The sequence below is a fragment of the Holdemania sp. genome (assembly GCF_986127675.1).
In genome coordinates, this window is record NZ_CFQZWI010000014.1 from 13609 (window position 1) to 39851 (window position 26243).

The 26243-nt window shown below is 53.8% G+C and carries 20 protein-coding genes; 3 read left to right on the forward strand and 17 right to left on the reverse strand.

From position 1 onward, the window contains the following. Window positions 1–13: 13 nt before the first annotated feature. The 7 genes from AC5OW4_RS04135 to AC5OW4_RS04165 all read right to left on the reverse strand — a co-directional run bounded on the left by AC5OW4_RS04135 (window position 14) and on the right by AC5OW4_RS04165 (window position 8304). Complete coding sequence (locus AC5OW4_RS04135; RefSeq protein WP_072685621.1) at window positions 14–1189, reverse strand: N-acetylglucosamine-6-phosphate deacetylase; 1176 nt, start codon at window positions 1187–1189, stop codon at window positions 14–16. Further along, window positions 1186–2400, reverse strand: a complete 1215-nt coding sequence (locus tag AC5OW4_RS04140) for an N-acetylglucosamine-6-phosphate deacetylase (RefSeq protein ID WP_493676703.1) — start codon at window positions 2398–2400, stop codon at window positions 1186–1188. Before AC5OW4_RS04140 ends, AC5OW4_RS04135 begins: the two co-directional genes overlap by 4 nt. Window positions 2401–2496: 96 nt before the next feature. Further along, window positions 2497–3312, reverse strand: coding sequence for a PTS system mannose/fructose/sorbose family transporter subunit IID (locus AC5OW4_RS04145; protein ID WP_006057502.1), 816 nt, complete (start codon window positions 3310–3312; stop codon window positions 2497–2499). Continuing rightward, window positions 3312–4109 (reverse strand): PTS mannose/fructose/sorbose/N-acetylgalactosamine transporter subunit IIC, encoded by a 798-nt coding sequence (locus tag AC5OW4_RS04150; protein ID WP_072685619.1) that lies wholly within the window; start codon window positions 4107–4109, stop codon window positions 3312–3314. Before AC5OW4_RS04150 ends, AC5OW4_RS04145 begins: the two co-directional genes overlap by 1 nt. A 15-nt stretch (window positions 4110–4124) precedes the next feature. Beyond that, complete coding sequence (locus tag AC5OW4_RS04155) at window positions 4125–4616, reverse strand: PTS sugar transporter subunit IIB (RefSeq protein ID WP_072685618.1); 492 nt, start codon at window positions 4614–4616, stop codon at window positions 4125–4127. A gap of 247 nt (window positions 4617–4863) precedes the next feature. Further along, window positions 4864–6867 carry a BglG family transcription antiterminator gene (locus AC5OW4_RS04160; protein WP_195548428.1) on the reverse strand — a complete coding sequence of 668 codons (2004 nt, stop codon included), beginning with the start codon at window positions 6865–6867 and terminating at the stop codon, window positions 4864–4866. A 45-nt stretch (window positions 6868–6912) separates the two neighbouring features. Beyond that, a complete protein-coding gene (locus tag AC5OW4_RS04165) occupies window positions 6913–8304 on the reverse strand; it encodes an MATE family efflux transporter (RefSeq protein WP_072685616.1) in 1392 nt (463 codons plus the stop codon). A 127-nt stretch (window positions 8305–8431) separates the two neighbouring features. Here AC5OW4_RS04165 and AC5OW4_RS04170 point away from each other — a divergent pair, with 127 nt between their 5' ends. Next, the gene (locus tag AC5OW4_RS04170) at window positions 8432–9355 is read left to right on the forward strand and encodes a LysR family transcriptional regulator (RefSeq protein ID WP_493676704.1); all 924 of its coding nucleotides are present in this window, start codon (window positions 8432–8434) and stop codon (window positions 9353–9355) included. A gap of 274 nt (window positions 9356–9629) precedes the next feature. Here AC5OW4_RS04170 and AC5OW4_RS04175 read toward each other — a convergent pair whose 3' ends face one another. Next, window positions 9630–11600, reverse strand: a complete 1971-nt coding sequence (locus AC5OW4_RS04175) for an endonuclease/exonuclease/phosphatase family protein (protein ID WP_493676706.1) — start codon at window positions 11598–11600, stop codon at window positions 9630–9632. A gap of 166 nt (window positions 11601–11766) precedes the next feature. On the opposite strand from AC5OW4_RS04175, the gene AC5OW4_RS04180 reads away from it, so the two are divergent. Continuing rightward, on the forward strand, window positions 11767–12672 hold the full coding sequence (locus tag AC5OW4_RS04180) for a LysR family transcriptional regulator (RefSeq protein WP_072685605.1): 906 nt from the start codon (window positions 11767–11769) through the stop codon (window positions 12670–12672). Between the two features lie 732 nt (window positions 12673–13404). Here the strand turns inward: AC5OW4_RS04180 and AC5OW4_RS04185 are convergent. From AC5OW4_RS04185 to AC5OW4_RS04225, 9 genes are all read right to left on the reverse strand, one after another. Beyond that, entirely contained in the window at window positions 13405–15153 is a 1749-nt protein-coding gene (locus tag AC5OW4_RS04185; RefSeq protein WP_493676707.1) for an alpha-glucosidase C-terminal domain-containing protein, read from the reverse strand. Window positions 15154–15155: 2 nt separating this feature from the next. Then, window positions 15156–16121, reverse strand: a complete 966-nt coding sequence (locus tag AC5OW4_RS04190; RefSeq protein ID WP_493676708.1) for a carbohydrate kinase family protein — start codon at window positions 16119–16121, stop codon at window positions 15156–15158. Between the two features lie 183 nt (window positions 16122–16304). Next, window positions 16305–17681, reverse strand: coding sequence for a hypothetical protein (locus AC5OW4_RS04195; protein WP_493676709.1), 1377 nt, complete (start codon window positions 17679–17681; stop codon window positions 16305–16307). Window positions 17682–17903: 222 nt separating this feature from the next. After that, window positions 17904–19005, reverse strand: a protein-coding gene (gene prfB / locus AC5OW4_RS04200) for a peptide chain release factor 2 (protein WP_139248660.1) whose coding sequence is annotated in 2 segments (ribosomal slippage) — window positions 17904–18932 and window positions 18934–19005 — 1101 coding nt in all. Because the reading frame shifts where the segments join, the coding sequence is not laid out codon by codon here. A gap of 2 nt (window positions 19006–19007) precedes the next feature. Continuing rightward, entirely contained in the window at window positions 19008–21356 is a 2349-nt protein-coding gene (gene secA, locus AC5OW4_RS04205) for a preprotein translocase subunit SecA (RefSeq protein ID WP_072685600.1), read from the reverse strand. 87 nt (window positions 21357–21443) lie between these two features. Further along, entirely contained in the window at window positions 21444–21641 is a 198-nt protein-coding gene (locus AC5OW4_RS04210) for a cold-shock protein (protein WP_072685599.1), read from the reverse strand. A gap of 26 nt (window positions 21642–21667) precedes the next feature. Further along, entirely contained in the window at window positions 21668–21877 is a 210-nt protein-coding gene (locus tag AC5OW4_RS04215) for a hypothetical protein (protein ID WP_195548392.1), read from the reverse strand. Between the two features lie 15 nt (window positions 21878–21892). Further along, window positions 21893–22552, reverse strand: a complete 660-nt coding sequence (locus AC5OW4_RS04220) for a ComF family protein (protein ID WP_493676710.1) — start codon at window positions 22550–22552, stop codon at window positions 21893–21895. Further along, complete coding sequence (locus AC5OW4_RS04225) at window positions 22539–23687, reverse strand: helicase-related protein (protein WP_072685596.1); 1149 nt, start codon at window positions 23685–23687, stop codon at window positions 22539–22541. The genes AC5OW4_RS04220 and AC5OW4_RS04225 overlap by 14 nt, the downstream gene beginning before the upstream one ends. 123 nt (window positions 23688–23810) lie before the next feature. Here AC5OW4_RS04225 and AC5OW4_RS04230 point away from each other — a divergent pair, with 123 nt between their 5' ends. Next, window positions 23811–25589 (forward strand): glycoside hydrolase family 35 protein, encoded by a 1779-nt coding sequence (locus AC5OW4_RS04230; protein ID WP_195548395.1) that lies wholly within the window; start codon window positions 23811–23813, stop codon window positions 25587–25589. The last annotated feature ends 654 nt before the right edge of the window (window positions 25590–26243 follow it).

Consider the following 26243-nt stretch of genomic DNA (forward strand, 5'->3'; position numbering starts at 1 on the left):
ACGCCATCCTCAATTAAGCGATCTTGCGCTTCATCGCTTCCGGATTGAACACCGAAGTGTCCTTTGCGCGGTCATAAACAATTCGCCCTTCGACCATCGTCAGCACGCATTCATAATCGTCGCTGATGACCGCCAGATCGGCGTTTTTGCCCTCCGCCAGCGAGCCTGTGACCGGATCAAGCCCCAAGAAGCGGGCGGGATTGAGCGACGCCATCTGCACCGCGTCCTCCAGCGATACGCCGACGATGTTGACCAGCTGTCCGATATTATACAGCACCCACTTGCCGCTGCCGCAGATCCGGCCGTGCAGATCGAGAATCAGCCCCTTTTCATCGGCGATCATCTCTTTGTTGTAGCGCATGTAATGTCCCGTCGGCAAACCGGCGATATAATTGGAATCCGAAATCAGGCAGAACTTCTCGACCGGCTGCATCCGCAGGCAGATCTGGATCATTTCCTTGCAGACATGATTCAGGTCGGTGATCAGTTCGTAGCGCAGATTGTCTTCCAGCAGATACTGGCCCAGCGCCCCGACGTTGCGGTGATGGATCCCGCGCATCCCGTTGCACAGGTGCGTGACGATATCCAAACCGACCTCATCCATCGCTTTGCGGATATCCTCGGCATAGGCTTTCGTGTGCGCGGACGCGACTTTAATTCCCTTTTGATGAAGCAGGCGGATGACGTCGTAGGCCTTTGGCAGCTCCGGCGCGATCGCCATCATGACCATCTTTCCTTTGGCCTTGTCGATCAAGCGCCGGGCTTCCACGACGTCCGGCAGCGGGTAATCCTCGCCGACCGTATTCTCGCCGCCGCGCGCCCAGAACGGACCTTCGGAATGCACGCCGTAAATCCGCGCGCCGTCCAGCGGCTCTCCGGTACAGTCGGCGATGGCCTCAAATGCTTCTTCCTTGGCGGTCGGCAGCACGCCGGTCACCCCGACCGACGCGACGGCCTTGGCAAATCCCTTCACGTCTTTCTCCTTCGCCGGATCGGTCATCGACCAGCCGCCGAAGCCGTGGTTATGAATATCAATGATGCCCGGGATGATCCGCTGATCTTCAAAATCAAGATCTGCCGGCCCCGCCGCCGGGCCGATCCGCACGATCTTACCGTCTTCAATCTCGATGACACCGTCAACGATGCCCTGCTCCGTGACGATCCGGCGCGAGCGCAGTACGGTCCTCATGCGTTTTCCTCGATCCGCATCTCGCGGTAGAATTCCGGGTTAAACAGATCGGTATCGGTCTGGCAGTCATACACCTTGCGGCCGCGCACATACGTGGCCACCGTCTGGTAATCGTCGGTGATGACGACGCAGTCAGCGTCCTTGCCGACCTCCAGCGATCCCTTGCGGTCTGCCAGTCCATACTTCTTCGCCGGGTTGAGCGACGCCATGCGGCTGACCGTGCTCATCGGCATGCCCAGCTTTTCCACCAGGTTGCCGATGCCGTAAAGCACCGGCTTGGAGCTGCCGCACAGCCGGCCGGTATCGCTCAGGCAGAAACCCTCCGGCGTAATCGAAATGATCATGCCCGGATGCCAGCCCTTATATTGGCCGATCGGCGCTCCGGCCATGCCGGAACAATCGGAGATCATCATAAACCGCGACGGATCCTTCAGCTTGAAGTACAGCTTCAGCATTTCCAGACTGATATGCAGCCCGTCGCAGATGACTTCGCACTCGACGTTCTCATTATTTAAGGCCGCGCCCAGACCGCCGATATCACGATGATGCAGCCCGGTCATGACGTTGCCGGTATGCGTCGCGACGCTGAGGCCCCGGGCATACGCCGCCATCGCTTCGCCATACGTGCAGTCGCTGTGAGCATAGGCCAGCATCACGCCCTCGGACAGGAAATAGTCGATGATCGGATCGATGCCCGGGATTTCCGGAGCCAGCGCGACCAGCTTCAGTTTGCCCTGACCGTCGGCGACCATCTGCTTCGCCGTGGCCAGCGATACCTCCGGCCAGCCGGTGCGGATTCCTTTTTCCCCGACCCGGTTCAGCCATGGGCCTTCGCTGTGAATACCGACGATGTCCGCGCCTTCGTTGTCCTCGTCCGCCACTTCGCTGACGCTGCGGATCATGGAAACCGCGCAGGTTGGGAAAATGCTGGTGACGCCCTGAGAACCCAAAGCCTTCAAATAATGCCGGATGATCGGTTTCTGCACCTGCGGATCCGTGCTGACCTGCCCGGATAAGCCGTAGCCGTGCGTGCCGTGATTGTGGGTGTCGAAGATGCCCGGGATAATCCGCTGATTACCGTAATCCACCGCTTCGGCCAGAAGCTGCGGATCCTGTGTGAAGCCGGTAAGCTTGCCTGCTTCAATGATCATCGCGCCGGACTGCCACTGTCCGTTCCAGAGAATGCGTTCGCTTTTTAATATCGTTTTCATTATTTCTCCTTTATTATGATTTATTTTTTATCAAGCTTTGATGAAAATGGAAGAAGAAAACACAAAGGGCTGCGCTGGCAGCCCTTCCTTCTTTCCTTAGAAGATTCCGAAGAACGCCAGCGCCACGCTGAGAACGAGAATTCCCAGAACCAGCGTCACCGGACGTACGCCCTTTTTAATTAACGCGACCAGACCGAAGACCAGCGCGACCGACAGGATCCCCGGCATAATCGAGTTGACGACGTCGAGGACGACGACCGAGGTCTGACCGACCTGAATCGTCCAGGCCAGCTTGACATTCACCATCGAAGCGACCATCGCGCCGACCATGCTTAAGCCCAGGATAGCCGCTGATTTGGTCAGCGACGTCATTAAACCGGAGGAGAAGATCGAGTCGATGAACGAGGTGCCCATCGTATAGCCGATTTTCAACAGATACCAACGCGCGACGACCTGCGAACCGCCGTAAAGCAGCACGAAGATCAGCACGCCTAACAGATTCCCTTCGGCGCATAAGCCGATGCCGATGCCCGCGGCGATGACGCGCACGCAGTTGAAGAAGAACGCGTCGCCGATCCCGGCGGTCGGGCCCATCAGCGCGACCTTGATGTTTTCAATCGTATCGTCGTCGACGCTGCCCTTGGTCACCTTTTCCCGCTCCAGCGCGTAGGCCAGACCGGCGATGAAGCTGAACAGCACGGCGTGAGTGTTGAAGAAGTTATTATGCCGGACCAGCGCCTGCTTACGCTCTTCCGGATCGCTGTAAAGCTCCTCGATGGCCGGAGCCATCGTGCAGGTGAAGGCGTTGCCTTCCATCTTAACCATATTGAAGCCGCAGAACACCAGTCCGGAATTCCAGAACATGGATTTCAGCGTTTTCTTTTCCTGTGCGGATAATTCCATTTTCGCCATTAGAAGAAATCCTCCTCGTTATTCCCGTTCGCGCTGGCTGCGGCGGCGTTGGCCGTCTTGGCGTCCAGCAGCTTTTTATCATTGTAGAAGTACATGATCGCGACGACCGCCATGATGATTGCGATCGGCAGCTGGCCTAAGCCCAGATATTTCGACAGAACGAAGCCGACGAAGAAGAACCCGCCGATTTCCTTGTCCCAGATCATCGACGTCAGAATGGCGAAGCCGACGCCCGTCATCATGCCCGAGGCCGCTGACAGGCCGCTCATCACCCACGCCGGCAGGTTGCCGATCACACTCTGCAAGCCCTCGACCCCAAAGGCGACGGCCAGAAACAGAATGATCGTCTGCGGCAGACGGTCGACGAACAAACCGCACAAAATGGTCTGAATGCGGAAGCTCTTCATGTTGCCGGTTCCCGCCAGATGTTCCCAATACGGCGCTAAGGAAGCCAGCACCGGTTTATACATTTCCCCGACGGTCGCCATCAGCGTGCCGATCGGCATCGCCAGCGCCAGACCGGTTTCCGTATCAACGCCGGTCAGAATCGTCATCGCCACGGCGATGATCGAAGCCGAACACGCATCCGCCGGCACTGATCCGCCGATTGCGGAAATCCCCATGAAAATCGCTTCCAGCGAAGCCCCCATGACTACGCCAGTTGTCAAATCCCCTAAAACCAGGCCGGTAATCGCCGCCGTCACGATCGGACGGGCGAAGGTCTGCCACGACATCACGCGGTCGACGCCGTTGACGATCAGCCATGCAAGCATGACTAATAACGCACTTTGAATCATCCTTTTTTCCTCCTCTTATTTAAACAGGTTGGTAATATCCTCGGCCGGCTCCTCCGGAGTCGTCTGATAGATACATTTCAAGCCAGTCGCGATCAGATGCTTGAAGCTCTCCACTTCCACCTGGTCGCAATAGATGTTGTTGCCATAGCGCTTGCGCGGCATGCCCGGTTTTTCCGGAGCGATCCGGCCGTAGTTGCCGATGTTGATGTACGGGATGCCGCTGACGGCCGCCACGACGCGCTCGGCGTCCTCGGGGCTGTTGACCAGCATCAGGATTTTCATCGCTTCACAACGCGGATCCTGAAGCAGGGCGATCGCGTCGTCCACGCTGCGGATCGCGGTTTTGATGCCGGCGGGCGCGGCCATTTTCAAACTTTTCTGGATAATCGGACTGTTGGCAGCGGCATCGTTGCCGACGACGATGTGATCGACGCCGGTGTGCCGCGACCATTTGATCGCGATCTGGCCGTGAATCAGCCGTTCGTCGATCCGAAACATTTTGATCATACTCTTCCTCCTCTCATCCGGGAAAGATCGGTTGGCCTGTCCCCCGGACACAAAAGCTGCAGGGCAACGGATTCCAAAGTGAGCCGGACTTCGAATTTCCGTTTAGAAGATAAGCGCGCGTTTATCTTTACAACTGGATTATAAGCGCTTTCAGAATGAATTACCTCATGGAAAAACAGGACAAAAAAAGGGCAATGTTCATCATTTGCCCTTAGTCAGAGGTAATTTTTTGCGCCGTTTTTATTTTTTACACTTCAAACATCCCGCCGCCGGCCTGCAGACAGCGCTTCACCGCGTTGATCAACAGGCTTAAATCCCGGGTTTTCAACAGGGCCTCGATGTTTTCCTGATCGACCGCCAGCTGATGCGCGGCCTGATCGAGAAACCGTAAGCTTTGCAAACCCGCGGCGAAATCGGCGGTGATGTAGATCAGATAGCGGATCTCTTTCTTTTCCCACACGCCCGGTTTGCTTAACCGGTAGATCTCAAAGCTGTTGCGGCGGGTGTACTGGCGGCTTTGGACGATGATCACGGTCTGGTGCACCACGCGGAAATCGCGCACCCGCGTCAGCTCTTCCTCCATTTTCTGCACGGCGTAGTAATCGCGGCCGTTTTTGTAGCTGATCAGATGGATGAAGGCTTCCTTGCCGTCATATTCAAATTCCGGATAAAAACTGGCGGTATCCCAGCCGAATTGATCGAGCAGCGGCTGCAGCTGATAGCCGTCCATGATCACCGTATTGAAAAACTGATTGAATTCGCGGGCTTCCGGAATCTGGTTGATCACCATGTAGGGAATGGTATAGCGGTAACTATAAGATGGAAAGTTCAGCAGCAGGCAGTCATATTGACTTTGATCGAGTCCGCGCACCTCATAAAATTCATAGATGTCGACCGTTTCAAACCAGCGCTTGCGAAAACGCCGCAGCAGGCGGCTGCGGATAATCTCCGAGGCCATCCGGCCGTTGCGGCTGCAGATCAGAACACGGCGTTTCTTATACGGATAAGGCACGGTGTCGATCAGCGTGAAAAAGCGCACCGCAAGCATGTTGACCTCCATATCGGTGATCGGCACGGACAGATGGCTTTCCAGAATCTGCGCGGCGCTGACCGCCAGTGCTTCGCAAACAGGAGAATAACGGATACCGTTGTTGTCGACATGTGAGCCGAGGATGGAATAACGGAAGTTGAGCGAATCGCAGAACAACAGCGGGATCAGGCCCGGGATCATCACGCGGCCGTAATCCGGCAGCGCGGCGAGATCCACGCCCCAGCTTGTTTTCAAGCCTTGCGCAATCTTCCCCGCCAGCTCGCAGGCCAGCTGATAACAGCCGGGATATCGCTGGGGCAGCTGCGGATGATCGATCGGATCGTTCCAGCAAAGCAGGATCACCGCGATCGCCAGCACCTCCTCCTCGGGCAGCTCAAAGCCCGGATAGGCAGCCTGAAGCGCAGCGACGATCCTGATCGCGATCTGCGCCTCGTCAAAGGAGCGCAGATAAGACATCTTCGCTTCGTCCATAGACACGGCAAACCTGGCCTTGATGCGGTTGCGCGCCAGCACCAGATACCAGGCGATGCGGTTTGTGTAGGTGTCGCTGATCGCAATCCCGCTCTCCCGCAGCACGCGCAGGAAAATATGCCGGATCTCGTTGCGTTCCTCTTCATCCACGTCAAAATACTGCACGTATTCATCGTAATTCAGAAATGAGACCGCTTTATAATAATGGATCTCATACAGCTCGAGCATGCACAGCCGGCGTTGAAATTCCTCGCCGGTGACCTTGACGCCGTACTTCGGCCGGGACTGCAGCGTCAGACCGAAGGCTGCCAGACATTGGCGGACTTCCCGCAGCTGTGCCTGCAGTGTGCGCCGCGACAAGAACAGCTGGTCGGAAATCGCATCGAAGGTCAGGTAGCGGGGCGCGACGATCAGCCGGCGGACGATGTCATTAGTACGGCCGACGATTTCACTTTTAGTGTAGTTCATCGTGCTGAAGCGGATCTGAAGCTGTTCGCGGACTGGATCATACACCGCGTGATCCAGAATCTGCAGCAGATAGCCCTTGCCTTTGCGGGTCAGAATTTCAACGCCGCTGGCCTGCGCCAGCTCGCGCAGCTCCGCCATATCATTTTTCACCGTGCGTTCGCTGACGCCGGCCATCGCCGCCAGCTGTCTGGCCTGCAGCGGCTGATCGCTGTTATCCAGCAGATAAAGCATCAATAACAGCCGGTTCTTCACGACCGCCATAAAATAAATTCCCCTTTCGTTTAAAAACGCGCCGTGCTTCGTCGATCAGCCTTCAGCCGCCAGCGGGGCACAGGCTGCTTCCCGTTGTTTGAGCGTCATTTCATGCAGCACGCTGAGCTGCAGCGGAATCGCCAGCACAAAGCTGCACACATCGGCGATCGGCTGGGCGATTTCCACGCCCTGAATCCCGATCAGCGCTGGCAAGAGCAGCACCGCCGGGATGAAGAACAGTCCCTGCCGCGACATCGCCAGCAGCGAAGCGCGGAAGGATTTTCCGATCGTCTGCAGCATCATGTTGCAGATCGTAATCCACCCACACAGCGGAAAGGTCAGGCATTGCCAGCGCAGCGCCTGGGTGCCGATCGCGATCACCTGCGGATCATTTTTGGAGAACAGCTGAATCACCTGCGGGGCCAGCAGATAGCCGGCCGCCGACAACATGATCAGGATCACCGTGGCGACCTTCACGCAGAACCAGAAGCCTTCCTTGACCCGGTCATACAGAAAGGCGCCGTAGTTGAAGCCGCACACCGGCTGGAAGCCCTGACCGAAGCCGGTTACCACCGAAGCCGCCAGATTCATCACCCGGCCGACGACCGACATCGCCGCGATCGCCGCGTCGCCGTACGGCCCCGCCATCAAATTCAGACAGATCGTCGCCACGCTGCCTAATCCCTGCCGGCACAGCGAAGGCATGCCGCCGTTGATGATCTGAGAATAGTAGTATTTGGAGAACGTAACGTTGCGCAGGCGGATGCGCAGGTTGCCGCCCTGGGTCGTACCCTTGAGCAGCAGCACAAAGCCGACGAACTGGCTGATGATCGTCGCCAGCGCAGCCCCGCTGACACCCATGTCAAAGACAAAGATGAACAGCGGATCCAGAGCGATGTTGAGCACTGCCCCGGAGGCGATGCCGATCATCGCATAGAACGCGCTGCCCTGGAAGCGCAGCTGATTGTTGAGCACCAGCGAAGCCGTCATATACGGAGCGCCGATCAGGATTAAGCGCAGATACTGGCGGGCGTAGGGCAGAATGGTTTCCGTCGCGCCCAGAATCCGGCACAAAGGATCGATCAAGATTTCTCCCAGTAAAAAGATCACCGTGCCCAGCGCCAGCGCCGTAAAAAAGCCGGTCGCCGCCATCTGCTGCGCTTCGTCAAAGCGGTGCTGCCCCATTTTGCGTGAAATATAATTGCCCGAGCCGTGGCCGCAGAAAAAGCCGAAGGCCTGGATGATCGCCATCAGCGCAAACGAAACGCCGACCGCCGCGGTGGCGCTGGTTCCGATCCGGGCGACGAAGAACGTGTCCGCCATGTTGTAAAACGACGTTACCAGCATGCTGATAATCGTTGGCACGGCCAGTCTGCAGATTAGACTGGACACGGGCTTTTCCGTCATCGTTTTGTATTTTTCCTCTTGTGTTTCTGGTTTCCCCATAGATTTCTCCTCTTTCAACCTTTTTTCGACCTTCTTATTGTATAATGGAAATCAGGATTCCACAAATTCATTCATTTTATGATTTCCATTACTTCATGTAATAATCGAAGAAGGAAAGGAGTGCCTCATGGATTTCAAAGAATTAACGTATGTGCTGGCGCTGGCACGGCATCAGAGTGTTACCAAGGCGGCTCAGGAGTTATATCTGACCCAGCCGGCGCTGACGCGGTTTCTGCAGCGCCTGGAAACGAGCGTGGGCCAGTTGTTGTTCACCCGCTCCGGCAACCGGCTGATTCCGACGTATGCCGGTGAAAAGTATATTGAACGGGCGCAGGAAATGCTGCTTTTGAAAAAACAGCTGGACGCGGAAATGCAGGATATCGTCCAAGTGCACCGGGGACAGCTGCGGATCGGCTTGTCGATCTTCCGCAGTTTTTCCCTGCTGCCCAACGTGCTGCCGGAATTCACCCGCAAATATCCGCACGTGAAGATCCTTGTTGAAGAAAACGATCCGGCGTTTCTGGAGGAGGCTTTGTGCCGGGGCGAGCTAGATCTGGCGTTTTTCTCGCTGCCGACGCGCCGCAAGGAAATCGTGACGGAAACGATCCGGACTGAAGAGCTGGTGCTGCTTCTGCCGCCGCAGGATCCGCTGGCCAGTCAAGCTCAGCGGCGTCCGGGGTCTCGTTACCCATGGCTGGATCTTGGCTGGGTCAAAGAGCGGCCGTTTATCCTGCAGAAAAAGGATCAGCGCACGCGGCAGATCACAGACCGGTTGTTTCATGATTACGCCTTCACGCCCAACGTGATTCTGGAGATTCAGAACATCGACGTGTCGATGGCGCTGACAGCGGCCGGTTATGGTTGTTCTTTCACCCGCGATATCCATGCGGTCGAACTGCAGGCGTATCAGCCGGCGCCGCAGTGTTTCTCCGTCGGCCGCCAGCGCACGCTGACGCAGTATGCCGCGGCTTACCGCAAGGGCGCGTACCTGCCGGATTATGCCCGGGATTTCATTGAGTTAGTAAGGGAGCAATTAAATACTACTAAATAATTTAAAATTATCTGATAGAAGAGTAAATTGCAGTCAGGTATAACTGACTCAATATTTTCATCACGCTTTCCATAATTTCCAATATTCTCATGGAAATCAGCATTGTCATCCTTAAGACCTCATTCTTAATTTCAAGATATTCATATTTTCAAATTGAAACTCTTTATTATCTTTAATTTCTATAATATTCTCACTGACAAATGAATATAATCTGCAAAAAAGCTGAATCGAACGATTTTGAAATTCGCCGGATTCAGCTCTTTCAGTGCATGTTCTATTCTTCCACGCTCATCAACAAGGAAGACTCCACATTCAGTTCGCTGTCGCCGCGCACACCGATATAAGCTTTACCCGGCTGAATCGCCGTCACGACACCCTGCTCATCCACGACCGCCACGCTCTCGTCGCTGGAAAACCAATGCAGCGGGACATCATCCGCGGATTCCGGCACAACTTCGCAGGTGACACGGGTTGTTTCTCCCGGCTTCAGTCCGCTCTTTTCCGCGCTGAGAAACAAGTTCTGAACCGGCGTCACTTCCCGAATCTGCACATCATCCAGCCACAGCGTGCCCTCAGCGCCGCCCAGCTTAAAGCTCAGCTCCAGCGTCGAGGCAGAATACGCCGTGACAAAATCATAGCGGTAAACCGCCCAGTCTTCGCTCATGCACAGATTATCGTTCAGCTGGACCTGATGTGTCGGGATGACCTCGCCCGCCGCCGTTTTCTGCGTCATTTCCAGACCGAAGCTGTCGCTGCTCAAGCCGGCCGCCTTATGATGGAAAACCAGTTGATAGGTGGTATTCGGCTTTAATTCCAGCTCTGTGCTGAGCACCCCGGCGGCAGAAGCGTCGGTTCCCGTTGCTCTCAGCGCCAGCGACTGACTGCCTTCTGTCTGAGTCTGCGTATCGACCGCAGCTGTCAGCGCCGCAGAACCCGGCTGATCTTCCTTCAGACGCCATCCTGCCGGCAACGAATCGCCGGCTTCCTCAAAGCTGCCGTTCGCCAACAAATTAGCGGAATCCGCCGGTCTTCGGACCGGATCGCCAAAGATCTCAATCTCCGTGATTTCATAACCTTGATCCGCAGCCTGCTTGCCTGACAAGTCCAGGCGCACAAACTTCACTTCCTGCTTTTCAGCGGAAATCGCATCGCTGTCCGTCACTTTTTCCACGGCAGCGATTGGTTTAAAGGTTTCCCCATCGACCGATCCGGACACCGCATAGTCTCCCGCGCGGACCGCGCCCCACAGAACGTTGATCTGTTCCACAGCGATCACCTCGTTCAGCTCAATCGTAATCGTCTGCGCCTCCGCAACGTCAGAAACCCACGGCGTCTTTCTGTCATAATCGACTAAAAGATACGGTGAACATTCTTCGTTGACAGAAGAAACCACGACGCTCTGACCTAAGGCCCGGTTGTCCGAATTGGCCGTGCCTTCCACTTCACCTAACAATTCAAATTCAGCATAGAACAGATCATGATCGGACAATTCGCTCTCCACCCGCTGGATATCCGTAATCCGCATATTCTTCGTGCACAGCACATTGTCGATTGTCAGCACCTGCATCGACGGATCGTCGCCTGCGCGGTAGGTATCGTACCACATTCCGTTATACCCGTTGGCAAGATTGAAATTATCCAGAAACATCGAATATTCGTAGGCGTGTTGATCAGTATTAAAATCCGCGGTGATGATTTTATATTCTACCGGATCCGCATTCACCCGCTCGATCACCTGCGCGATCTGACGGCGGCGCAAATCCAGGTTTTCCCAGCTTAAATGGGTGTTGTATAAGGCGATTTGAACGCCGTCCTTTTCAATGACGACGCGCTCCAGCGTTTTTGTCGCCCGGCTGCCAGTGCTTTCTAACGGGATCGAGCTGACGGCCTGCGGTTCATAGCGGGAAAGAATGCCGACCCCGAATGCGCCGTTAGCGAAATCGCGGCCTTTGGCAAAATGGGCATAGGGATAATCCTCATTCACAAAGCTCTGGACCATATCCACCGGATTGCGGTCGTTGAGCACGTCGACTTCCTGAATGCCGACGGCGTCCAGATGATGCTGGGCAAAGAGTTCAGCCATCGCCTGGGTATCGGGATGATTCTTCGCGGCGATATTCCACGTCCCGATGCGCAGCGTAACCGGGCCCAAACTTCCTGATGAAGTCTGTGAGGAAGCGCTGCAGCCGGTGACCGGCAGCATCAGCAGCAGTATGCCCAGCGTGAATTTCATTATTTTTTTCATGGTATCCTCCTGTTGTTAACGATTACGAGCAGGTTGACGCCTGCCCTTAAATATAGTGTACTCATCTTCGCCGCCGTTGTCTATTCATGATTCTTATGGATAAGTCAGATTTCGTTATTCATAAATTCGTCTTATGGTATAATAAGGTCAGAATCGAGGGGATAGCATGCTGGATTATCGCTTAAAAACCTTTCTGCTTCTCAGCAAGACGCTGAATTACACGAAAACGGCCCAGCAGCTGCATATGAGCCAGCCGGCTGTGTCGCAGCATATCCGCTACCTGGAGCAAACCTACAACATCAAGCTGTTTGAATATTATAATCGGCGGCTGCAGCTGACGGAAATGGGGCAGCGGTTTTATCAGCAGGTTTTAGCGTTGGAGGTGCAAAGTCAGGACATCATCGAACGGCTGCGGCAGGAACAGGAGCACCGGCGTCTGCTTCGGTTTGACTGCACCTTCACCTTCGGCGAGTACATCATGCCGCCATTAGTCTGCCGTTGGATGAGGGAGAATCCCAATACCGAGCTGTGCATGCGAATCTCAGGGACGACGGCCTGTCTGGAAGCGCTCGATCAGGGCGAGATCGATTTCGCGTTAGTCGAGGGCTTCTTCGACAAAGCGGTGTATGAAAGCCGGCTGATCAAGATGACGCACATGGGGCTGGTTGTCCCGGTCGGCCATCCGCTGACGCAGAAGAAAGACGTCATGCTGAACGACCTGATCGATTATCCGTTAGTTGTGCGGCAGAAGGAATCGCGGATGCGCGGAATCCTGCCGACCGGTCTGGCAGAACACAATCTTTCTTACGAAAGCTTCGCCGGTTTAGTGCAGTGCGGAAGCATGAACGTCATGAAGACATTGATCAAAAACGGCTGCGGCATCGGTTTTCTGCACGCGGATATCATCCATCCGGAACTGCTTGAGGGCACGTTAGTTGAAATCCCGGTGAATGATTTTGTCCTGAAGCGGGAACTGAATATGGTTTATCTGCCGCACCATGCCGATCCGGGTATGCTCGATCAGATTTATCAGGATCTGGCGGAGCATCTCAAACAGCTGGGTACTCATTAAAGCAATTCTTCCGGCTAATCTTGGAATGAAGAAGAGATGACAAACAGAGATTTCGCATAAAAATAAAGCAGGATCCGACATAAATTGCAGGAGTGATAAAAGCAGGAATATTGTTTATGAAAGTATTGCCTGCTTTTTTACATTTCTGCGAAGAGTTATCCTTTTTGAAAAACAGAAATTTAAGAAAAAAACGGAAGAAAGAGATTACGAAGCGTATTTCATCTTCTCGGCTATCCCTCATTATTCCGTTGAAATCTTTTCCATCAACTTCTATTCGATCCTCTCAATCCGACTGCTTTTCATCTCTGGCATCCCTTTTTTACCTGATTTGGATTACAGGCGTAACGAAAGATGCTCAGCTTACTGTAGAGCTGCGAAAAAGCAGCGTAAAGAGGTGGTTTAAGTTCAGCAATGCTGTATCGAAATTCCTTGTCACTCCTTTTGCATGATCATTTCATTCTACGAGAATTAAGGGCAAGATTATGCCTTCAGGCTGTCCTGAATTTTTCAATAAGACCCTTTTAATTCCGCAGTTCACTCATGGAAATATACTATATTTTTGAACGGATTGAGGCTACAATTCTTACATTTTTAAAGATATGAAAAAAGACAGTTGTATCAATTTACAACTGTCTTTGTGATTGTTCAGGGGACTCTTTCGGTAGTCTCTAGTAGCCTCTTTTCATTTTTTAAACTGGAAAAGAGGTTATCTTTTAAATAAGATTTAATTTCTCAGGCTTCGACGATCAGCCACAGAAATTCGTAAGCCTTCAGGTCCAAGCTCTCCTGACTGCCGCGGATTCTTCGGCCCGTCAGCAATTCCCGCGCCTGTTCCTCCTTATTAAATAAGGAAGTAAGCGCACAGTATTGCGGCGATTCTGTAAAGTTGAATAAAAACAACAGCCGACGCTGTTCAGCGGCACGAACGAACGCCAACACTGCGTCGTTGCCAACATTCCCAATCTGTTCCCGACCTTCATTCCAATCCGGGTCCGCCGCCCGGACTTGCAGCATGGCTTTCAGGCTTTGGAAAATCCGGTATTCCACAGTCAGCGGCTGATAACGCCGCCGGGCTTTGTCTTCCACATAAACCGGTCTTTGCAGCCAGCGGCGGTCGCCTTCCTTTTCCGGATCCAGTCGGAAACTGGCGTCGTTGAGCGCGCCAAGTTCATCCCCATCCTGAAGCAGCGGCATCCCCCGCAAAGCCAGGTTCAGTCCCAGCAGCAGTAAAATCCGCCGACAGCTGTTTTCCAACTCATAAGGCTCATGTCCGTCCAAAGCCCGGCCGCAGCCAGCCCAGCTGGCCAGCGTTCCATAACACCGTCCGCTTTCCCGATCGCTTTCCCCTTCGGCAAAACTGCCCAGCGCCTGTCCTGTATAAAAATCCCTCAGAAACTGCCGGTGACAGTCCGGATCCCAGCCCCGCATCCGCGCCGCTTCCTCATTAAAATTCCAAACTACCCCCTGATCTTCGCCCACCGGATGAACCGCGATCGCTGACGAATTCAAGGCGTGGAAAACAAGATCGCCCTGCAGCATTTTCGTATCGCGCGTCGCCAGAGAATTCCAACCGTTGATCATCAATCCCTGATCGACGATAGCGGTTCCCGCCGGCGTCCGTTGGGAAAGAATCTGTAAATCCTTCGCCCCCGCTTCACTGTGACCCATGACCAGAACATCCGGACACACCAGTTTTCCGGCCGCCGCGAAGAGCGCAAACAAATCCGGAACCTGCGGATACAAGCGCTGAGCTTTGCATTCCTTCCACATTGAATCCAGTTGTTTCAGCTCAATCACATCCGCCCCGAAACTGACAAGTTCACAGAAACGTTCCAACATGCCCGCAAGCACCTGCGGATTCTTGTAGTCGAGCAGCCAGCCGCCGGTTTGCGGATGACGATATACATATTGTCCAATCTCATCCAGCCGCAAAAAGTCGCCGTTTTCTTTTTCTTTAGAAAACGGACTGAACAGCGCCGCCAGCTTCGGATCGGAAATCATCCAGTACCGCTGCTGCATCGCGCTGTCGCCCTGGATGGCTTCGAGCGCCCAGGGATCCTCTGCCGGCGTGCTGGCAACATCCAAATCCACGCCGACCGCCAATCCTTCTTCATGCCACAGATCGATCCTTTGCCGAAGCGTTTGCCGCAGAGATTCCGTATAAGGAAAAGGTACGTCGCCGAACAATATCCAGCCCACGCCCAGTTCCTTCAGCTCCTGCGCCCGCGCATGAACCTGCGCCGGGGTCTGTGCATCTGAATAAACAAGCCGCATCCCCGCCGGTTCCTGCTTAAACCACGGCGTCTGCCGATCCGTTCTCTGTAAATTTAAAGTTCGCTTCTGCGCTTGTTCATCCAGCATCGCCAGCAGCGCGTCAAAGTCTTCTTCCCGGACGTGAAACGGCTGATAGACGCGGAAGTAAGCCGCCTCCATGTCCCCTTTTAAAGGTTGAAGCCGCCGTAAAAATTCACTGCCGCCCATGTCTAACTCTCCGATTGCGAATCAAGCAGAGCCTGCGCTTCTTCCGTCGTGACTAACGACGGCATTCCGCCTTTCCGGGTCACCGACAGCGCCCCTGACGCATTCGCCAGCCGCAGCATTTGATAGACATCGTCGCCGTTAAGCTGTTCCAGCGTTTTTCCTGATTTTAAGAAACTGGCCAGGAAACAGCCTAAGAATCCATCGCCCGCCCCCGTCGTATCGACGACTGAAACCGGGAAGGTCGGAGCGTTAATGTAATAGCCGTGGATCAGCGCATGACTGCCTTTTTCTCCTTCGGTGATTAAAATCAGCGGTGTTTTGTATTTCTTCGCGAGCTGCCGCGCGCCTTCTTCCAACGTTTCGCAGCCCGTCAAAAAAATCAATTCGTCTTCCGCTACCTTGAGGATATCGCAGAATTGCAGCCCATGCCGGATCTCATGCCGGGCTTCTTCCTCGCTGTTCCACAGCGGCATCCGCAGATTCGGGTCAAACGACAGAATCTTGCCTTTCTGCTGGGCATATTTGACTAATTCGAACGTTGTGATCCGCGCCGGGTTATGCGTCATCGACACGGAACCATAATGAAACAGATCGCACTCGTCGATCGCGCGCAGATTTACTGCCTGACTTTCGATCATTGTGTCCGCGCCAGGATTGCGGTAAAAGCAGAACGACCGTTCCCCCTTCTCGTCTAACTGCACAAACGCCAACGTCGTCTTATAACGGGAATTGACAACCATGTATTCCGTATTGACGCCTTGATTGCGCAGCTTTTCCTGTAAAAACTGACCGAAGATATCGTCGCCGACCTCGCCCACAAAGCAAGCTTGCACGCCGTGCTTCACCGCCGCTGCCGCCAAGTTCGCCGGCGCGCCGCCGGGATTGCGTTCAAATATGATATTTCCGTTTTCGCTGACGCCTACCGGAGTAAAATCGATCAATGTTTCGCCAAATGAACATATTTTCATCTTAAGTGCCTCCTGCCCAAGATCATGAGTCCTTCTTATCTTATTCTAACACGAACCCAACTTTTCCCAAACACTAATCGCAAGCGTTTTCATTCACTTTTTCAAAATTAAAACAGGAATTTCGCTTCTTCAAACAAAAAGAAAAGGATTCCTGATAAGAAATCTCTTTTCTGATTGAGTGTCTTACGACGCGGAGCCTTTGATCACCTCATCGCCGACCCCGATTCGGATTTTATCCCTCCGCTGCAGCTGATCGTCATTCAGCATCAAGACGAAACAAACTTTTGTCCGGGTCTGAGGCTCTAATGTTTTGCTTTGTAAAAAATCATTTCCTTCCGGAATCATAATCCAGCCATATACAAATTCGGAATTTTCCTGCCACAGTATCCCCAGGCGTTCCTCCGCCTTGACCGTTTCAGAGCCATGATTTTCAAACAGTCCCTCAGCCACATAAAGCTGCATACCCGGATCCGCCTTCATGTAGGTATAATCGCCGGTGGTATTCGGCGGGTCCAGACGGGTTACTGTGCTGATTTTCTCGATCGTCAGACGATCTTGCGCTGTTTCAATCACATCGCCTTCCTGATAGACCGGATAAGCGTCCAAGTCATCACCCACCGTATAATCCATCCCGAAGCAATGGCCGTTCACCGCCAACTTCAGCCTTCCTGAAGAAGCTGCGTCAGCATCGAGTTTAATGAGCAGACGCAAGATTTTTTCTGTTCCCGGATCGAATGAGTCATAGACTTCCAGCTCCGTTTCCCCTTCCTCAGCAAACAGATCATAGCCGCCGATTTCAATTTCCTCGTTATGATAAATCAAACTGAACAACAGAAGATGAAGATCATAGTCTTCTCCATTTTTGACCTTAAGCCGCAAACTGATTCCTTGTTCCCCATCTTCCAGACTCATACCGGAATCGCTGCGATACATCAGTACCGAATTTACCGTCTTAATTTCTTCCACCGTCAGCTCTGCCTTTCCCGCCAGGAAGGACTCGCCGATTTTCAATTCAGCATCCTCCGATAAAACAGAATCGTTGGGCTGCGGTATTTGAAACTGGATTTCTTTCTGCGCTTCCTTTTGATCCTTGTACGCTAATCCCATCAGCACGGGGTCGCTTGATTTCGTGATCAAAATCCATCCCCGGCTGCTTTCCTGGCGGGCCATTGGCTTTATTCCCTGAAACCAGTTTCCCGGATAGATGGCCCAAGACTCGTAAATGGGTTCGTCCTCTGTTTCCTCTGTCTGAAAAGAAGCTTCCCATACCTGGGTCAGATCTAAAACCTCACGGCCTTCCAGCTGATTCATCGTGACTTCCATCTCGACTGCGCCGACCACCGCTTCTTCCACATACAGGTCGTAATTGCGCAGCTGCTGCACCTGATCCGCATTGAGATAACCTGTCAGCTTCACGCTCGCTTCATACGTCGCTCCATCGCTCAGTTTCCCTGCGATCACCGCCGCTTCCCCCGGCCTGGTCGGTTCTGCCTTCTGACTGCATCCGCTCACTAAGGACAATGCCAGCAGCGCGGCTAAAATTGTTCGTAAACCTTTCATGATTTTCCCTCCCTGGTTTTCTTCTTTAACTTCATTATACCATCCCCAGATTTTTTGGGAACGGGCGAAATGCGCGAAGTCACAGAATACATAAAATCAGGATAACCAAGCCAGAAGTAAAGATTATTCGAACAAATAGAAGCTTGTCAGCGGAATTGAAAATCAACGTCGAAGCCACAAAAAAACAAGCGCTCTCCGACTTTCGGAAAACGCCTGCTTGTTTTACTGAATCTGACTTTTCAGGTAACTGAAGATGAAGCCGTCCAGATCGCCGTCCATGACGTTCTGCACGCTGCCCATTTCATAGCCTGTGCGATGATCCTTGACCATCGTGTACGGACAGAAGACATACGAGCGGATCTGCGATCCCCATTCGATGTTTTTCTGTTCGCCGCGGATCGCTGCCAGCTTGGCTTCCTGTTCCTCGATCATGCGTTGATACAGTTTTGATTTCAACATGTTCATGCAGCGCTCGCGGTTCTGGATCTGGCTGCGCTCAGTCTGACAGGAAACAACGATGCCGGTCGGCTTATGCGTCATCCGCACGGCGCTGTCGGTCTTGTTTATATGCTGGCCGCCGGCGCCGCTGGCCCGCATCGTGACGACGTCGAGATCTTTCTCATCAATCGTGATTTCAATTTCGTCGGAGAACTGCGGCATGACGTCCAGCGAGGCAAATGAGGTATGCCGGCGTCCGGAGGAATCAAACGGGGAAATCCGCACCAGCCGGTGCACGCCCTTCTCCGCCTTCAGATAGCCATACGCCATATCGCCTTCGATCAGGATACTGGCGGACTTGATGCCTGCTTCATCGCCTTCCTGATAGTCCAGCACGGTGACCTTGTAGCCCTTCCGTTCCGCCCAGCGGCAGTACATCCGGTAAAGCATGCTCGCCCAGTCCTGACTTTCCGTTCCGCCAGCGCCCGGATGCAGCTCCAGGATCGCGTTGTTTTTGTCATACGGATGGGAAAGCAGCACCATCACCTCGAAATCCTCGAATTGATTGAGCGTGTCCTGATATTCCATGTCCAGCAGCTCTTTCAATTCCTCGTCGAAATTCTGGTTCAGCTCGTCGACAGTTTCCTGCAGCGAAGCCAGCGCCTGTTCCATCTGATGGTACTTCGCTTCCAGCTCTTTCATTCCATTGCACTGACGGATCACATTCTGGGCTGCTTTCGGATCATCCCAGAAATGCTCCTCGTTCATCTTCGCTTCCAGTTCTTCAATTTGTTTTTGCTTCGCAGCCAGGTCAAAGAGAGTCGCCTAACTGCTTTAACTTCGTTACCGAAGCGGTTAGGCCTTGTCGAATCTCATACAATTCCATAGTTATTTCTTTCGCTCCTCTATTACAATTCTGACATTCAGGCAGAAGGTGACGACCTCCTGCGCAATCCGCGCCATCATGTCCTCAAACAGCTGATAGCCTTCGGAGACATACGCCTGCAGCGGATTGGACTGCGCGTACGAACGCAGATGAATCCCGTCGCGCAGCTTGCTCATAGTGTCGATGTGATCGACCCAGTTGCGGTCGATAACCTTCAGCACCATCGTCTTTTCAATCGGCAGCACATGCACCTTGATCGGCTCAATCTTGCTTTCATACACATCCCAGGCCGCCTTGCAGCACAGCTCGCTGATCTCCGGAATGCTCTTGCCTTCCAGGTCGGTTTCCGTCAGGCTTTCATGGAAGCCCATCTTGCCTAACGATTCCAGCAGCTCCGCTGTGTTGACCTTTTCTTCCTTGCCGTCATGCTCGGTATGCGCCGAAACCAGATTGCTGACGACGCGGTCGAACATATCCTTGACGATGCTGTGAACGTCTTCGTGATCCAGGATGAAGTTGCGCTGTTCATAGATAATCTCGCGCTGCTGACGCAGGACGTCGTCGTATTCCAGCAGTGTTTTACGAACGTCGAAGTTCACGCCTTCGACCCGCTTCTGCGCGCTGCCGATGGATTTCGTTACAACCTTGGATTCAATCGGAACGTCGCCCAGCTGCGAAAACAGGCTTTCCATTTTTTCCGAACCGAACCGCACCATCAGATCGTCCTGTACGGAGACATAGAACCGGGAATAGCCCGGATCGCCCTGACGGCCCGAACGGCCGCGCAGCTGATTATCAATACGGCGGGATTCATGCCGTTCTGAACCGATGACGGCCAGACCGCCCAGTTCGCGGACGCCCTCGCCCAGCTTGATATCGGTACCACGGCCGGCCATGTTGGTCGCGATCGTAACCGAACCCTTCTGCCCTGCCTTTTTGATGATCTCCGCTTCACGCGCATGATTCTTCGCGTTTAAGACTTCATGCGGGATCTTCTTATCTTTCAGCATCTTTGAGATAAATTCGCTGGTTTCAACGGCGATCGTGCCGACCAATACCGGCTGGCCCTTCTCATGGCATTCCCTGACCTCGTTGACCAGCGCCTCAAACTTGGCTTTCTTCGTGCCGAAGATCGCGTCCGGATAATCGATCCGGGCAACCGGACGATTGGTCGGAATTTCCATGACGCGCATGTTGTAGATGCTTAAGAATTCTTCTTCCTCGGTCTTGGCCGTACCGGTCATGCCGGCCAGCTTGTTGTAAAGGCGGAAGAAATTCTGGTAGGTGATCGTCGCCAGCGTCGTCGTTTCCTGTTTGATCGACACGCCTTCCTTAGCTTCAATCGCCTGATGCAGACCGTCGGAATACGCGCGGCCCTTCATCAGACGGCCAGTGAACTGGTCGACGATGACGATCTCGTCGTTGTCCACGACGTACTCGACATCCTTCATCATGATGTAGTTGGCTTTTAACGCCTGCGAAATATGATGCACCAGCTGGGTGTGATCCAGCTCGTACAGGTTCTTGACGCGGAAAGCTTTCTCCGCCTTGGTCACGCCGGAATCAGTCAGCTGAACCGTCTTGCTTTTGACGTCGATCTCATAGTCTTCGTCCGCCTTCAGCGATTTGACGAAGCGGTCTGCCTGCAGATACAGGTTGGCCGTCTGCTTCTGACCGCCGGAGATGATCAACGGCGTCCGTGATTCATCGACCAGAATCGAGTCGACTTCATCGACCAGCGCGAAATTCAGCGGACGCAGGACGCGGTCCTCAACGCGGGTGACCATGTTATCGCGCAGATAGTCGAATCCGACTTCCGCGTTGGTCGTGTAGGTGATGTCGCAGTTATACGCCGCGCGCTTCTGCGCCGGGGTGAGCTGACGCAGGTTCAGGCCGACCGTCAGGCCCAGGAAGCGGTGAATCTGCCCCATCCAGTCGGCGTCGCGGCCGGCCAGGTATTCGTTGACGGTGACGACGTGCACGCCGCGGCCGTCCAGTGCGTTCAGATAGACCGGCAATACGGAGGTTAATGTTTTTCCTTCGCCGGTTTTCATCTCCGCGATATCGCCGCCGTGCAGAACGATGCCGCCCATCAACTGAACGAGATACGGATATTCGCCGATCACCCGCTTGGCCGCTTCGCGCACAACCGCGAACGCTTCCGGCAATAAGTCGTCCAGCGTTTCGCCGTTCTTCAAGCGAGCCTGAAATTCCGGGGTCTTGGCTTTCAGTTCCTCGTCGCTCAAGCCTGCCATCTGGGAAGCCAGCGCATCGACTTCGTGAGCGCGTTTCTCGATTTCTTTCAATCGTTTTTTATCGTAATTAAATAGTTTGTCCAAAAAAGTTGCCATTGTGGTCCCTCCATCGCTCCTATTGTATCGTAATTGAGCTAAAAACACAAAGAAAAAGGCCGTCAAACCCGGCCTTTGATCGCTGTTTTACAGTTTTTTGACGTTGTGGGCCTGATAGCCCCGGTCGCCTTCGACCAGATCGAATTCCACCTCGGCGTTTTCCTCGATCGTCTTGAAGCCGTCCATCACCAGTTGGGAATAATGGAAAAAAACATCGCGGCCATCGCTGAGCTTGATGAAGCCGTAACCTTTTTCCTTATTGAACATCTTTACTTTACCTTGCATCTACCTTAAACCTAACCCTTTCTTCTTTATTTATCCGCGGCGGTCTTCTCCGCCATGTCGCTTCGACGGGAACCGGGATCGCTGCCCGTCGTTTTGATGCTTTTCTGCTTCACCCCTTCGTTCGCTGAACCCGGGGAATTCCGCTTCGACTGATCCTGATTTTCGCTGGTTTCCGCCGCTGGAATTCCGCCGCTCCCGTCTACTTTGAGTATAGAGAGGATCGGCCGCAAACTCAAATCTTTTCCTTCGTCTTATTCCGCGCTTTTTCGACAACGAAGCTTACGGAATGGAGCGAAAGCGGGCGCAAGGAAGCGTTGATTGACGGCCAGCACCAGCGCTTGGTCGGCGGCAGGAAGCAATGCGTGAGCGGCGTTGAGCGTACTGCCGGTCGTGAGCACATCGTCGATCAACAACAGCTTTCCATCCGGGATTGGGACGCCGGGGATCAAGCGAATGTGGGTGGCAGCCTGCTGCCGCTGGGAGGCGCTGCCCTGCTGCACGTAATCCTCCGTCTTTTCCAACAGCTCCACGATCGGCAGCCGCAGTCCGGAAAACAGCTGGGGAATCGTATCGAAGCCGCGTTTTTCCCGTTTAGCGCGGGATGAGGGCATCGGCACCAGCGTGAAATGGCGGTACCGCCGGCGCAGCTTATCGCGCCAGGGCAGAAGGAAAACATTCTGCAGCGCTTCGTCCATGCATTCTTTGTACTGCACAAGCATTTTCATGAACGCCTCGTCATAGACAACCAGCCCCCGCACGCTCAGCTCGCCGAGCTTCACTTGATGGAAAATGGGCGTCAGCTGACTGCGGCAGACGCCGCACAGCGAATCGTCGGCGAACATCATTTCGGGGATCGTGCATCCGTTTAACAACGGGCCGCCGCACCACAGGCAGCGCTCAGCCGCTGGCATTGGCTTCCTCCAGACGTCTCACGCAGCGTTCAACCTGTTCGCTGCGCCTGCGGCACAGAAACAACCCGTCGCCATCCGGACAGGCAAAGCTGCGCCCGACCCGTCCGATCATCTGGGTCAGCGAAGCTTCGTCGAACACGCCATGATCGGCGTCCATCACGCACACGTCGACGCCCGCGATCGTCACGCCCCGTTCCAGCACCGTCGTCGCAAAGCAGAACTGCAGTTTGTTTGCCCGCAGCTTCCGCAGCGTTTCATCCTGATCCGGCGACTGACTGGTCAGCTCACCGCAGGAAAATTCCAGTGAAAACAAAACTTTTAAGCGATGACAGCCGCGAATCGTCGGCACAAAGATCAGCGCCTGCTTGTCCGCCTTTTGTTTGCCTTTCAACCAGCGATAAAGCCGCAGGATCAACAGGAACTGAGGACCGATCCGAACCCGGGGCACCGTCAGATCATGACCGTGCGGTCGGCGGTTGAGCTTGAGCTGCCTCAACGTCCCCGCCCTCACCCGTTCCTGCAGCTCCGCATCCGGCGTCGCCGTCGTGTAGACGATCTGGCCGCGGCAGCTGGTGCGCGCGATTCCATGCAGAACCGGGTCGCCCTTGTAGGGAAAAGCGTCCGGTTCATCCAGGATCAACAGATCGAACCGGTGAGGATAGCGGTAGAGCTGGTGGGTCGTACAGACGATCAGATCCGCTTCGGTCTTCTTGGTATAACCCTGACAGACCGGGATCACCGACAGGTTTGGAAACGCGTCCGCCAGCCGCCGCGCCAATTCCAGCACGACCTGCCGCCGGGCGACCGCAACCGCCGCCCGCTGTCCCCGCTGCAGCCGCCTCCGCAGACAATCCATTACAATTTCCGTTTTTCCCGCGCCGCACACCGCGTCGACCAGGACGTCGTGGGTTTCGGACAATTCGCACAGCTGATCGGAGATTTGCTTCTGATTCGGAGTCAGGGGATAATCCAGCCGCAGCTGCGGATCCAGCGGTTCACTAAGCTCGGGCACGACCGGCTCCTTGGCCTCGCACGTCAGCCTCCGGGAAAAGCCGACGCAGCGGCGGCAGTACCAGCCCTTGCTGCCAAGATAGAACCAGGATGGATCCTCATTTCCACATCGCGGACAGCGCATAATTTCACCTCCCACTTATAATATTGCGGAAAATTGGAAAAAGCCCCGCAAAAAACAAGAATTCCTTTCTTTTTTACGATTTCTTTTCTACAATAAAAGGTAGAGAAAGATGAGGAAACAATCATGACTACCTTTGCGATTCAAGATGATTTTATGCTTAACGGCCAGCCGGTCAAACTGATCTCCGGCGCGCTGCATTACTTCCGGATCGTTCCTGAATATTGGCAGGATCGTCTGGAAAAATTAAAAAATATGGGCTGCAACTGCGTGGAAACCTATATCCCATGGAACTACCATGAACCGAAAAAGGGCCAGTTTGATTTCAGCGGACGCAAGGACGTCGCGCGCTTTGTCCGCTTAGCTCAGGCTTTAGGTTTGTGGGTCATTTTACGGCCGACGCCGTACATCTGCGCGGAATGGGAATTCGGCGGTCTGCCGGCATGGCTGTTAGCGGACGATTCAATGCGCGTGCGTTCGACCTATCAACCCTATCTCGACGCGGTCGACGCCTACTACGCCGAGCTGTTCAAGGTGATCCGGCCGTTGTTTTTCACTCACGGCGGACCGGTGCTGATGTGCCAGATTGAAAATGAATATGGCTCCTTCGGCAACGACAAGCAATATCTCAAGGCGATCAAGCGTCTGATGGAAAAGCATGGCTGCGATGTGCCGATGTTTACATCCGACGGCGGCTGGCGTGAAGTGCTCGACGCCGGAACCTTACTCAATGAAGGCGTGCTGCCGACGGCCAACTTCGGCTCGCGCACCGACGAACAGATCGGCGCGCTGCGTCAGTTCATGGACGACAACGACATCCACGGCCCGCTTATGTGCATGGAATTCTGGATCGGCTGGTTCAACAACTGGGGATCGCCGCTGAAAACCCGCGACGCGAAGGATGCGGCGGACGAGCTGGACGCGATGCTGCGTCAGGGCAGCGTCAACATCTACATGTTCCACGGCGGCACCAATCCGGAATTTTATAACGGCTGCAGCTACCACAACGGCATGGATCCGCAGATCACCTCTTACGACTATGCCGCTCCGCTGACGGAGTGGGGTACGGAAGCAGAAAAATACGCCGCTTTCCGCGAGGTCATCGCCAAATATCATCCGATCACTCCGGTGCCGCTGTCCACGCCGATCACCTTTAAAAGCTATGGCGAACTGCGCTGTGAGAACAAGGTTTCCTTATTTAATACACTTTCCTCGCTGGCAAAGCCGATCGAAACCGACATTCCTCAGCCGATGGAAAAGCTGGGGCAGGGCTACGGCTACATCCTGTACCGCGCGCATGTCGGCAAAGCGCGCGAGCTGGCCAAAGCCAAGCTGGCGGATTGCGACGACCGCGCTCAGGTATTTGTCAACCAGAAATTGATCGCCACACAATACAAGGAAACGATGGGAAGCAACATCCCGCTTACGCTCGATCATCCGACTGACAACGTGATCGACATTCTGGTGGAAAACCTCGGCCGCATCAACTACGGCGCAAGTCTGGTTTCTCCGCATCAGCGCAAGGGCATCAAAGGCGGCTTCATGCTGGACCTGCACTTCCACACCGGCTGGCAGCAGTATTGCCTGGAGCTGAACAATGTCGATCAGGTTGATTTCATCGGCGATTATCAGGAAGGTGTTCCGGCATTCTATCAATTTACCGTAGACATTGAAGAACCGGCGGATACGTTCCTGAACCTGAACGGCTGGGGCAAAGGCACAGCGTTTTTGAACGGGGAAAATCTTGGGCGGTTCTGGGAGCTGGGCCCGACGCATTATCTGTATATCCCGGCGCCGTTATTGAAAAAAGGTAAAAATACGATTGTCCTGTTTGAAACAGAAGGCAGAACCGGAACAGTCTCGCTGGACGACCAGCCGCTGATCGATCAGCCGCAGGAAGCCTGAGCCGATGGTCTGGGGAATTCTCTTTCAGCTTCTCATCCTCTTGATCGCACTCACCCTCGTTTATGAAATCATCCGATGTGCGGTGAAACAGGGAATCCTTGACGCCAAAGCGGAGCTTGAGAAAACTGACAAGAAAGACCGGCAAGATCTCCAATAATCAAAGTCCTTTAAAAAAACAGAGCTATCAGCACGTCCTATCATGAGGAGTTCAGAAACTCCCGGACAGGTTGAAAAGCTCCGTTTTTTAATTTAATGGTTTTCTTATTTTCCTATTATTCAAGGTATCTCAGGCTTCATCCGCAATCAGCCAATCCACAACGTTCACCGATTTTATTTTCTTATAAGAAGCGTTCAGTCCCGGATACAGGGATACAATTATCTTCTCATAATGATCAAAGAAACAGGCTTCTGATAATAAGATAGATATCACAGTTGAAATCGATCTGGAAGGCGTTGACCGCCTCTTCCCCAGCGGGGATCCATTGAACTTCATCGAAAAAGATACATTTTTTAATCAATGTAGTTCCATATAACTCACTTATTCCTTCTATTCTATATATTCCCTTGCCTTCTTCAACCACGGTGACTGAAACAGTTCTTATGACTAACAAATTTCTCCAAAGTTCTCATTCACAAGTAGAAAAAAGCCGGACA

Bases quoted from the DNA above. Each gene is read 5' to 3' on its own strand.
- AC5OW4_RS04135 (WP_072685621.1), bottom strand. From the start codon at position 1,189: ATGAGGACCGTACTGCGCTCGCGCCGGATCGTCACGGAGCAGGGCATC.
- AC5OW4_RS04140 (WP_493676703.1), bottom strand. From the start codon at position 2,400: ATGAAAACGATATTAAAAAGCGAACGCATTCTCTGGAACGGACAGTGG.
- AC5OW4_RS04145 (WP_006057502.1), bottom strand. From the start codon at position 3,312: ATGGCGAAAATGGAATTATCCGCACAGGAAAAGAAAACGCTGAAATCC.
- AC5OW4_RS04150 (WP_072685619.1), bottom strand. From the start codon at position 4,109: ATGATTCAAAGTGCGTTATTAGTCATGCTTGCATGGCTGATCGTCAAC.
- AC5OW4_RS04155 (WP_072685618.1), bottom strand. From the start codon at position 4,616: ATGATCAAAATGTTTCGGATCGACGAACGGCTGATTCACGGCCAGATC.
- AC5OW4_RS04160 (WP_195548428.1), bottom strand. From the start codon at position 6,867: ATGGCGGTCGTGAAGAACCGGCTGTTATTGATGCTTTATCTGCTGGAT.
- AC5OW4_RS04165 (WP_072685616.1), bottom strand. From the start codon at position 8,304: ATGGGGAAACCAGAAACACAAGAGGAAAAATACAAAACGATGACGGAA.
- AC5OW4_RS04170 (WP_493676704.1), top strand. From the start codon at position 8,432: ATGGATTTCAAAGAATTAACGTATGTGCTGGCGCTGGCACGGCATCAG.
- AC5OW4_RS04175 (WP_493676706.1), bottom strand. From the start codon at position 11,600: ATGAAAAAAATAATGAAATTCACGCTGGGCATACTGCTGCTGATGCTG.
- AC5OW4_RS04180 (WP_072685605.1), top strand. From the start codon at position 11,767: ATGCTGGATTATCGCTTAAAAACCTTTCTGCTTCTCAGCAAGACGCTG.
- AC5OW4_RS04185 (WP_493676707.1), bottom strand. From the start codon at position 15,153: ATGGGCGGCAGTGAATTTTTACGGCGGCTTCAACCTTTAAAAGGGGAC.
- AC5OW4_RS04190 (WP_493676708.1), bottom strand. From the start codon at position 16,121: ATGAAAATATGTTCATTTGGCGAAACATTGATCGATTTTACTCCGGTA.
- AC5OW4_RS04195 (WP_493676709.1), bottom strand. From the start codon at position 17,681: ATGAAAGGTTTACGAACAATTTTAGCCGCGCTGCTGGCATTGTCCTTA.
- secA (WP_072685600.1), bottom strand. From the start codon at position 21,356: ATGGCAACTTTTTTGGACAAACTATTTAATTACGATAAAAAACGATTG.
- AC5OW4_RS04210 (WP_072685599.1), bottom strand. From the start codon at position 21,641: ATGCAAGGTAAAGTAAAGATGTTCAATAAGGAAAAAGGTTACGGCTTC.
- AC5OW4_RS04220 (WP_493676710.1), bottom strand. From the start codon at position 22,552: ATGCCAGCGGCTGAGCGCTGCCTGTGGTGCGGCGGCCCGTTGTTAAAC.
- AC5OW4_RS04225 (WP_072685596.1), bottom strand. From the start codon at position 23,687: ATGCGCTGTCCGCGATGTGGAAATGAGGATCCATCCTGGTTCTATCTT.
- AC5OW4_RS04230 (WP_195548395.1), top strand. From the start codon at position 23,811: ATGACTACCTTTGCGATTCAAGATGATTTTATGCTTAACGGCCAGCCG.